The organism is Corynebacterium sp. MSK158 (genome assembly GCF_030229085.1).
In the GTDB taxonomy this organism is placed as follows: domain Bacteria; phylum Actinomycetota; class Actinomycetes; order Mycobacteriales; family Mycobacteriaceae; genus Corynebacterium.
The window spans coordinates 1-1,437 of record NZ_JASPHJ010000031.1; the positions used below are offsets into that span (position 1 = coordinate 1).

1 protein-coding gene is annotated in these 1,437 nt (G+C 53.6%); it reads left to right on the forward strand.

Annotated features, from left to right (window positions below):
* Window positions 1-60 precede the first annotated feature (60 nt).
* Window positions 61-1,403 (forward strand): IS3 family transposase gene (locus QP915_RS11565; RefSeq protein ID WP_239278535.1). Its coding sequence is split into 2 segments (ribosomal slippage): window positions 61-502 and window positions 502-1,403, totalling 1,344 coding nucleotides; the frame shifts between segments, so codons are not numbered across the junction.
* Window positions 1,404-1,437 lie beyond the last annotated feature (34 nt).

Below are 1,437 nucleotides of genomic sequence, written 5' to 3' on the forward strand. Positions count from 1 at the left end.
TGAACTGCTCCCCATTAGTTGGACTGAGAAATCAGTTACCTACTAGTGGGGAGCAGTTGTATGCATACACGTAGTTCGTTGTCGGCGGGGCAGCGGGAAGAATTGGTGGCCCTTTTCGAGCAGGGTTGTAGTTACTGGGCTGCAGCGCATCATGTCGGTGTTGGTGTTTATCCAGTTCGCGCTTTGTTTCGTCGGTTCTTGCTCCATGGCAAGCTGTGTCTTGTGGAAAAGCCTTCAAAGCAGCAGTACTCCTTCGAGATCAAAAAGGAAGTTGTCCAACGCCATCTCACTGGCGAGTCAAAGATGAGTCTTGCCCGTGAGTTTGGCCTGTCGTCAGACCAAGTGGTTGGATATTGGTCGCGGAAATGGCGCAAAGGCGGCGATGACGCCTTAAAACCGAAGCCGAAGGGCAGGCCTAAAGGTTCAGCTAAGCCGAAAGTGCTTTCTGAAGAAGATAAGCTACGTCGCGAAAACGAACGGTTGCGGGCCGAAAATGCCTACCTAAAAAAATTGCGGGACTTGAGGAATCAGGGACGCGCCTGAAAGTCCAAGCGATCGTCATCCTCAAGTCTCACCACCGCTTGGAGTACCTCCTAGAGGCAGCCGGTATGCCGCGGGCGACATTCTTCTACCACCAGAAACGACTCAGCGAGCCAGATAAGCACGCTGCGATCAAGGACGCTATCCGGGAAAGCTTCGAGGTTAACAAACATCGCTACGGCTATCGGCGAGTGTTGCTGGACCTGCGCAACAAGGGCTGGGTGGTCAACCACAAACTCGTTTACAAACTCATGCGCCAGATGGGGCTTCGGGCCAAGATCCGCCAACGCAGACCGTATATTTCCTACGCAGGAACTAAAAGTCGCATTGCTGACAACAAGCTTGACCGCAAGTTCACCCCAGACACGCCAAACACCGTCTTTGTCAGCGACGTCACCGAGTTCAGGGTCGCAGGCCGAAAAGTGTATTTGTCACCGGTGATGGACTTGTTCGACCGCTCAATCGTCGCTTACACCGTGGCTACATCGCCGACGGCAGCGTTTACCGCCGAATCCTTGACTAAGGCGATTGCAGCCTGCGCGCCGAAGCCTGGGTGGATGATGCACACCGATCAAGGCTTCCAGTACCAGCATTCCTCCTGGCGTAACCTGATCAGTGACAACGGCGGTGTCCAGTCAATGTCGCGAAAAGCCAACTGCTACGACAACGCAGTAATGGAGAACTTCTTTGGCCACTTGAAAACCGAGATGTACCACGGAGAAGTCTTCGACACCGTCGAGGACTTTAACCAAGCCATCGAAGACTACATCCAGTGGTACAACACCGAACGCATCCAACAACGACTCAAGGGCCTGACCCCGATGCACTATCGGAATCAGGCCCTTGAGTCCCTCACCGCCTAGAATTAAACCAGTCCAACTTTTGGGGGCCAGTTCA